Origin of the sequence: Corynebacterium sp. HMSC068G04 (assembly GCF_001814885.1) — a bacterium.
Lineage (GTDB): Bacteria > Actinomycetota > Actinomycetes > Mycobacteriales > Mycobacteriaceae > Corynebacterium > Corynebacterium hiratae.
Genome location: NZ_KV818289.1, coordinates 1 through 7,979 on the forward strand (window position 1 = coordinate 1; position 7,979 = coordinate 7,979).

Sequence of the window (7,979 nt, forward strand, 5' to 3'; positions counted from 1 at the left end):
ACATCAGCTACACTGACCCAAGCAGCATAGCTCTCCTATCCATCTTCACACTCCTTCCACCTGAAGTGTTTGAAGTGGAAATCTTCAATTATGGTAGCCTTACCTAAACTAGGTATAATCTTTATACTTTCCGAAGGGAGTCTCTGCCGCTGCAAACACCAGCCCTGAACGGGATTCGGTCTCAACCAACGGTGGTACCGCTGGGGCATCGGCCAGCACCAGCTGAATCCGCAGGGGCGAACCACTAATTTCCATGGTGCAGACGGCAGCGTCCGATTGCAACTTTGGTGCAGATGTATCGCAGCGCCATTCGCTTCAACGGCCTGGAGGCCGCAAATGAATCGGATGTGCTGCGTATCTACCGCTAGAAACCGCAGCACATTGGAGACCAGCCGCCAAAATGGGCGAGGTTTAGAAGATGAGAAGCGAGGGCCGAGACGAATGTTAGTCCGAAGTTGAAGGTGGCTGCGAGGTTGAAATCCATCCGGAAATATCGCGAAGTTCTGGGAATTTCCCTTCCCATCGCTGGAGTACAACTCGCCGGAGTTGCATTGACCACCACGGACGTATTGATGCTGCAGTCCGTGGGCGTACTGGCGATAGCCGGCGGCGGCCTAGCGATGCAGCTTTACAACCAGATCCGCACGATGTGCGTGGGCATGGTGACGGCCGGGGCAAATCTTGTGGCTGAAGCAGCAGCAAAAATGGAAAAAGAGAAAACCTCTTGTCAAAATTGCGAGGCGGGAGCAGAACAGATCCGGCGGGCTGTGCGCTCCTCCTTCGCGGTGGCCACTGGCACTGCAATTCTCGGCGCGTTACTGGTCATCGCCCTAGGCGGATTGGTCCTTGTTCTGCCCATCGACAAGCACGTTGCCCAACTCACCTTCGCCATGACCCTTGCGCTCGCACCCGGGTTAGTCCCGATGATGTGGCTCAACGTCCTGCGCCAATTCGCCGTGGGCATGCGAAAACCCGGCTCCCTGTTAACCATCACGCTGATATCGATATTTATAAATATCGCATTGAACTGGTTATTTATGACATGGGCAGCCTCGGATCACTGGAAGGTAGCGGGCATCGGGCTTTCTACAACTGTCATCCAACTGCTTACCTTCCTGGCCTTCCGGATTGTGGTACTGCGCATTCCCGAGCTACAGCCCTATTTCCACATCCTTCCGTGTAAAGGAGATGGGGAGACTATCTGCCGCCTCGTCCGCCTCGGGGTACCAGTCAGTCTGACCTATGGCTCGGAGGCTGCAATAACAACCATCGCCGGTTTAGTGATGGGGACCTTTAGCCCACAGATGCTAGCGGCGCACAATATTGTGAACCAACTGGCGTACATCGTTTACCAAGTGTGCATCGGCTTTTCTCACGGCGGCTCGGTGCTGATCACAAGGGCTCGGGCCGAGAGTGCCGACTCAGTGCGCGAGATTACCCGACGCATATTGTTCGTCGTGGTCACGTATCTGGGAATAATGGGCGCGCTGTGGCTTCTGTTGGGCAGGTGGGTACTGCATCCTTTCTTAAAAGAGGCAGATCCCACCACCTTTCACATTGCCGTCCTGCTCCTATGTCTCGCGGTACTGCAACAGTTCGCCAAAGGAATCCAAAACGTGGCAGTGGGCCTACTGAGAGGCCTGAAAGACACCACCTCAGGGCTACGCTGCACCCTCGTCGGGTACTGGCTGGTTGGCGTCCCCGGGATTCTGATATTTGGAAAGCTCCTCGGATGGGAAGGATATGGCGTCTGGTTAGGACTCATCATGGGTTTCGCAACCACGGCGGTACTGCTGCTACGCACATATTCCCGCCGACTGAATGAACTGACTTAACGGGAATGTTAGGGGGTAAAAGTTTCATCACCCATTGTAGATAAACAAAGGTATGGCTAACCTAATAGATCCACTTGGAAGAAAGGATTGCCTTGTCCCTCACGACAACTAGGGCTCGCGGTTTTAAAACCCCACGCGCCCCTCACCACCGAATGGCCCGCGTAGTCGCCTCAGCCGTCACCGCCACTGCCCTCCTTATGACCGCTGCCTGCAGCACTAACGATGAACAACAGACCGCAGATGACGGAGAAAAGCAACAGATCACCGACATTCTCGGGCGCGAAGTCGAGGTCCCGAAGAACGTCGATCGGGTCCTCATGGGCGGGCAACGGATGCTTTACACGACATCCATCCTCAACAAAGAAAACCCGCTCCAGGGCATCGTTGCCTGGCCAGATGACCTGGAGCAGAACGACCCTGGCACGTACAAGAAGTACGAACAGAAATTCTCAGAGATCGAAGATATTGAGCAAACTGGTGAAGTTTACGACGGCTCGATGTCCGTTGAGCAAGCTTTGAATTCCCGTCCAGATGTCTTCATTGTCTCCGCAAGCAGCTTCGAAGCCGCCCAGGATGCTGGCATCGTAGACGGTCTAGAAAAGGCCGGAATCCCCACGGTTACCGTCGATTACTTTACCGACCCGGTGAAGAACACCGCACCGAGCGTGCGCTTGCTCGGCAAGGTACTCGGCCACGAGAAGGAAGCGGAAGAGTATGCCGAGTTCTATGAGTCCAAGGTGAACATGGTTCAGGAGCGCCTAGAAAAAGCCAAGGCCACCCCCACACCGACCTTCCTCTGGCGAGCTCCCGGCTACTTCGACTGCTGCTCTACCTTCGCTAAGTCCAACCTAGCCCAAATTGTTAACGCAGCGGGTGGCGAAAACGTGGGCGACGATATGATCGACGCCAAGCAGGGGCAAGTCTCTCCCGAGGCGCTAGCTGAAAAAGACCCAGACGTCATCATCGCCACCGGCGCAGACTGGACCGGCGCCAAGCAGCAGCCAAAGAAGAATGGCTTTGTACCCCTGGGCTACGACGAGTCCACCGAACAGGCAGCCAAAGACTTCCAACGCGTTGTTGACGGGCAACCTGTCCTTAAGGAAATGCGGGCGGTCAAGAACAAGCGGGCCTACGCTGCGTGGCATCACTTCTACGACTCCCCATACAACTACCTAGCCATCGAGTGGTTTGCCAAAGCCATGCACCCCGACCTGTTTTCCGATGTCGACCCGCAGGCCGATTTGGAAGAACTACATGAAAAATTCCTCCCTGTGGAGGCTAGCGGCACCTTCTGGACTGGTTTGCCATGAGCCACGGAGCACGAGCGCAATCAATTGCCACCGGAAGCGAGGTGGACGACCAAAACTCTACCCCGCAACGGCAACGCCCCCGGTCAAACTGGTACCGAACAGCTAGCAGGCGAAAGGTAGCGATCATCGCAGGGCTTACGGCCCTGCTATGCGTCACCATTGCCATAGATTTCCTCATCGGCAGCAGTTTGAACGCAAATGAGGCGCTCTACGTGCTCTTTCACCCCAGCGATTCCCGCCCAATTGACTGGCAGATCATCTTTGATATACGTCTGCCTATGACCGTCACAGCGGTGCTCATCGGTGGCACCCTCGCTGCTGCCGGCGCAGAGATGCAAACCATCTTGGATAACCCCTTGGCAGAGCCCTATACGCTGGGCATTTCCGCCGCTGCGAGCTTTGGCGCAGCCTTTGCCACCGTCTCAGGATTCACCGCGGCGGGAATCGGGGCAGCGCTGGGAATGGCGGGCAGTGCTTGGGTCTTCGCCCTCGCGGCCTGTGCGGTGATCGTCCTATTCTCTCGGTCAAAGAGCTCTGGTACCGAGGGAATGATTCTGCTGGGCATAGCCATCGTGTTCCTCTTCGATGCTCTACTAGCGCTAATGCAGTACCTCGCCTCGCAGACCCAATTAGAGCAGGTGGTTTTCTGGACCTTGGGCAGCCTTACGCGCGCTACGTGGCCTCAGATCGGCCTTCTCGCGGTCATCTCACTAATCGGAATTGCTTACTTCTACCGCAATGCGTGGACGCTGACCGCGTTTCGAATGGGCGACGACCGCGCTAGGTCCATGGGTATCAATATCCCAAAGCTGCGCACGTACACGCTGGTGGGAGTCTCCCTTATGGCGGCAACTGCCGTTTCGATGGCCGGGACAATTGGTTTCATCGGACTCGTCGGCCCACATATCGCCAGGATGCTCGTTGGTGAGGACCAACGCTTCTTCCTCACCACGTCCATCATCTCAGGTGCGCTTTTGCTGACCTCAGCCTCAGTGGTATCCAAGCTGATCCAGCCTGGGGCGATTCTGCCTGTCGGCATCATCACCGCGATTGTGGGCGTTCCCGTGTTCGTCGTCCTCATTGTTTTGCGACGCCGCCCCCGAACTGTCTCCTCAACCTAATGATCGCCTCTCCCAGTACTTCCTGCCCCAGAAAGGACCCCCTCGTGGAACAACCGCCCACGGTTCCGCCAGAACCCACACTCCGGGTAGATAACCTGTGCTTTTCCCATGGAGACGAACAGATACTGAATGACGTATGTCTCCCAAAGATCGAAGCTGGAACCGTCACCGCCCTCGTCGGCCCTAATGGCGCTGGTAAGTCGACTTTGCTGCGCTGCATGGCTAACCTATGCCGATTCAGCGGCGACGTCACTGGGCCCGAGGCAGTATATTTGCCACAGGATCCCCCGCCGGAAAGCACCCTTACCGTATTCGAATCGGTACTTCTGGCACTCCAGCATTCCCGGACGGGATTCAGCGGACTACGGGTAGCCACATCCACACAGGACCGAGTCAGCTCGGTCCTCACGCGGCTGGGGCTAGAAGACCTAGAATCCCGAACAATGTCCCAGCTCTCCGGCGGCCAGCGTCAATTAGTAAGCTTCGCCCAGGCCATCGTATGCCGGCCGCAGGCATTACTACTGGACGAGCCAACCAGCGCTCTTGACCTAAGAAATCAGCTCATCCTCATGGAGCATATTCGCGCCTATGCAGCTGAAGCACCCGCGGCGGTCGTGGTTTCGATGCACGATCTTTCACAAGCAGCGCGCTTCGCTCACCGCATTGCGGTACTCCACGCGGGCACTGTATACGCACACGGAGCAGCTAAGGACGTGTTAACCGCAAAAATGTTACGTGAAGTCTACCGCGTAGATGGAAAAGTCACCCTTACTGATGACGGTTCTGCAGCAATCACCACATCCAGAGCCATATAAGGGGCTTGAAGTGCCCCGAGTTTTGTTCCTAGGCATGTTCCTTGATTTCTATTATTCCCTGTTGCGGGTTCTTCTTCCACAATTCGGTTTCCACCTCGGCTGGGGTTCGATATCCCAGGCTTTGGTGGAGCCTTACCTCGTTCCACCATGACACCCACTCGAACGTCGCGATTTCTACCTCGACAACATCATTCCACCTGCGAGTATGGATGAGCTCATTCTTGTAAGAGCCGTTAACGTTTTCAGCTAGAGCATTGTCATTTCAGTCACCGACGGTCCCAGTGGAAGCGGCAATCCCGTGCTGGGCGAGACGCTGGTTGTAGACAACGCTGACGTACTATAAGCCGTGATCCGAATGGTGAATAAGGCCTGTTGTTTCCTTCGCGCTCACAATCGCTTGGTTGAGTGCTTGCAGCGGTAATACCTCGGTGCGCATCGAGTCCGATAATGCCCATCCGACGATCCGCCGGGAGTAAACGTCAGTGACAAACGCGGTGTACACAAAACCCTTCTTCGTACGCACGTAGGTAATGTCGGCCACCCACAGCTTGTTTAAGGCCTTGGGCTTTGAACTCACGCTCGACCAAATCCGGGCGCAGATCCGGCCTGTTGAGGTGTACGGGTTGTGATTGGTGATCCGCCTGTGCCTGTGCCAGAAACACCAGCTAAGCGCATCAGCCGGGCGGTTTGCTCACGACCGATGTCGATTCCGTCACGGTCAAGCGCATGCCACATTGTCCGCACGCCGTAGACACCGTAATTATCCCGATGAATGGCACCAATGCGTTCAATCAGCACAGCGTCACGAAGGCGACGAGCACTTAAGCCCACGGGCTTTGGACTGGCGATAACCACGCGAGGTGATAAACCCACCAGCCCGGTTAATCTTCAACTCCGGTGCAGATGAACTCGACAGAGAAATGATTCCGGTATTTATCGATGAACCGGATCATTTCTTAACGTTTGGGGCCTGGTCGTGAGGCGAAAAAGCTGACGCAGCCTTCAGCAACTCGTTGGTATCTCGAAGCTCTTGATTTTCGCGGCGTAGCCTGGCATTTTCGGTAGCCAAATCTTCAGGAACAGGTTCTGGGATGTTTCCCGCACGACGAGCAGGCTTAAGTCCATAGACGAGCCGTGTGCCATGAAACCCCCAACTTTGAAGCTACTGCCTAGCACGCGGGATGCATCGACATGCTTTCCGCCAAGATGCGGTCCTCCACGAGACGGACCACACGGTCCTTTGCATCCTGGTCAAATTTTCTTGGCATGTTCCAGATTTTCCCATCTACTCAAACGGAACAAAACCTGGGACACTTCATAGCTAACCCCCGACGTGTCTACTTTCCGGGGGCCAGGCCCAGCCATCCGGCTATTCCACCGCCGCAAACGTCCAAAAAGCCACTAGACATCCCGTCCAAAAACATCCTGGACTCCGTGTCCAAAAAGTCGCTAGACATCACACTTCTAGCCCGGAACCCCATATCGGTTTTCCGAGCTAGATGGATAAAAGTATTCAGTTGGTCTTAAGCGGCCTCGCGCGCAGGCGGCGCGTTCGGGCTTGCCTTCTCGCGCGCCGGATCGCGCGGCGGTACAGGTTTACCAGAGTCAGGAGGCGGAGTCTTTTCATCCCGATCCACCCGGCCAAGAAAACGCCGAATCATAGATACATTGGCCGCGACCACACCAAGAGCTGTATAGAAGAAGGCCGCAGCAAAACCGCGTACAGGTCTTCTCGTATGGTCACCAATAGCAGCACCACCACGATTGTTCTTTACATAGTCGTTGCGGGTTTCAATCACATTGCGCCACGTGCCATACACCTTCTTCCATTCCGGTGTCTTAAAAGCAGGGCCAGTTTGGCGGTAGCGCATTCCCTCCTTATTCGGGATGGTTACCGAGACCTTATTGGTACAGCACTTTCCTTTTGCCTTGCGCGCGGTAGATAGATTTGGCCCGGAGATGGAGGGTAGTCCTCTGTCTCTCGCGTCCTGGCGCTGACTCTTTTCCACCAAGGGACATGCCAGTGTCTTTCCTTTACCTCGTCCCGGACACATAAACATCTGGCTCTCACCGGAGAGCTTCTTGCCTTTTCTCCGCATGGCAAAGGCGCGGCGCTCGTTGATCCGCTGGTTGTAGGTGGCCTCATCAATACGTCCGGCATAGAAGTCTTCGGTGGCTTCCACCAGAGGTTTCGGCATGGCAGGACAATACCAGTGGCCTTCAACTAACCCCATGGTTTCATAGGATCCGCGCTTTCCCAGCTGATTGGTTCTGTAGTCTCCCACCAGGGTATAGCCGAGTTTGCGCAGTGGTTCATGGAAGTCTTTGGTCTTAGCCACCGCGAAGTAAGCACGATCGCCCACCACTGTGCCCTTAGGTGTCTCAGGATCATCCGTTAAATGCCGCATGGCTTCCAACCCACGGATCGCAGGGTTGTGGCTGGGCCGGTCGAAGGCCATGCCCATAATCAGGTGTGGCTGTGCATATGGGCCTTGGTCGCGGATGACTCCGGCAACAAGTGTGGCCTCCCAACCCCACACATGCTTGGCGTTTCGCTTTCGGTTTGATTCGCCATGTGTTTCTTGTCGCTCGTCACGGGAGTACCAGCCTGCCTCCGGCTCGGAGGACATGAGATCGTCCGGTCGGTTCGTCCATCGGTTGTTGCCACGGCGCACGCCTGGAATAAGTGTTCCGTCTAGGGTGAGGTCTCCCTGCCAGTTGGCTCGGTATTCTTCGGGCATGTCCTCGGTACTTGCCATAACTAGCTCATTGAACACGTAGGTGGCGCGCTGCCATTTTTCCTCGCGGCGCTCAGGGTCTTGTTCGTCCATCAGCCGGTTGAATTCAGCACGGGTAAGCCTGGCGCGGGGGCCTGGCCCCCGGAAAGTAGACACGTCG

General features: G+C 55.8%; 5 protein-coding genes and 1 pseudogene. 4 read left to right on the forward strand and 2 right to left on the reverse strand.

The annotated features are described in order from the left end of the window. Positions 1-473: 473 nt before the first annotated feature. The 4 genes from HMPREF2993_RS00175 (at position 474) to HMPREF2993_RS00190 (ending at position 5,081) form a co-directional block, all read left to right on the forward strand. Positions 474-1,835, forward strand: a complete 1,362-nt coding sequence (locus tag HMPREF2993_RS00175) for an MATE family efflux transporter (protein ID WP_231732355.1) — start codon at positions 474-476, stop codon at positions 1,833-1,835. A 152-nt stretch (positions 1,836-1,987) separates the two neighbouring features. After that, positions 1,988-3,145, forward strand: coding sequence for an ABC transporter substrate-binding protein (locus tag HMPREF2993_RS00180; RefSeq protein ID WP_049156259.1), 1,158 nt, complete (start codon positions 1,988-1,990; stop codon positions 3,143-3,145). A gap of 41 nt (positions 3,146-3,186) precedes the next feature. After that, complete coding sequence (locus tag HMPREF2993_RS00185) at positions 3,187-4,266, forward strand: FecCD family ABC transporter permease (protein WP_049156286.1); 1,080 nt, start codon at positions 3,187-3,189, stop codon at positions 4,264-4,266. Then, the gene (locus tag HMPREF2993_RS00190) at positions 4,266-5,081 is read left to right on the forward strand and encodes an ABC transporter ATP-binding protein (protein ID WP_049156256.1); all 816 of its coding nucleotides are present in this window, start codon (positions 4,266-4,268) and stop codon (positions 5,079-5,081) included. The genes HMPREF2993_RS00185 and HMPREF2993_RS00190 overlap by 1 nt, the downstream gene beginning before the upstream one ends. Before the next feature lie 28 nt (positions 5,082-5,109). Here the strand turns inward: HMPREF2993_RS00190 and HMPREF2993_RS13300 are convergent. Both HMPREF2993_RS13300 and HMPREF2993_RS00195 read right to left on the reverse strand, forming a co-directional pair. Next, positions 5,110-6,349 (reverse strand): annotated as a pseudogene (locus tag HMPREF2993_RS13300) (IS3 family transposase). 255 nt (positions 6,350-6,604) lie between these two features. Continuing rightward, positions 6,605-7,979, reverse strand: a 1,375-nt coding sequence (locus HMPREF2993_RS00195; protein WP_070700320.1) for a hypothetical protein, incomplete at its 5' end; no start/stop codon positions are given.

Excerpts from the sequence above, each read along its gene's own strand:
- HMPREF2993_RS00180 (WP_049156259.1), top strand. The coding sequence starts at position 1,988 with ATGGCCCGCGTAGTCGCCTCAGCCGTCACCGCCACTGCCCTCCTTATG.
- HMPREF2993_RS00190 (WP_049156256.1), top strand. The coding sequence starts at position 4,266 with ATGATCGCCTCTCCCAGTACTTCCTGCCCCAGAAAGGACCCCCTCGTG.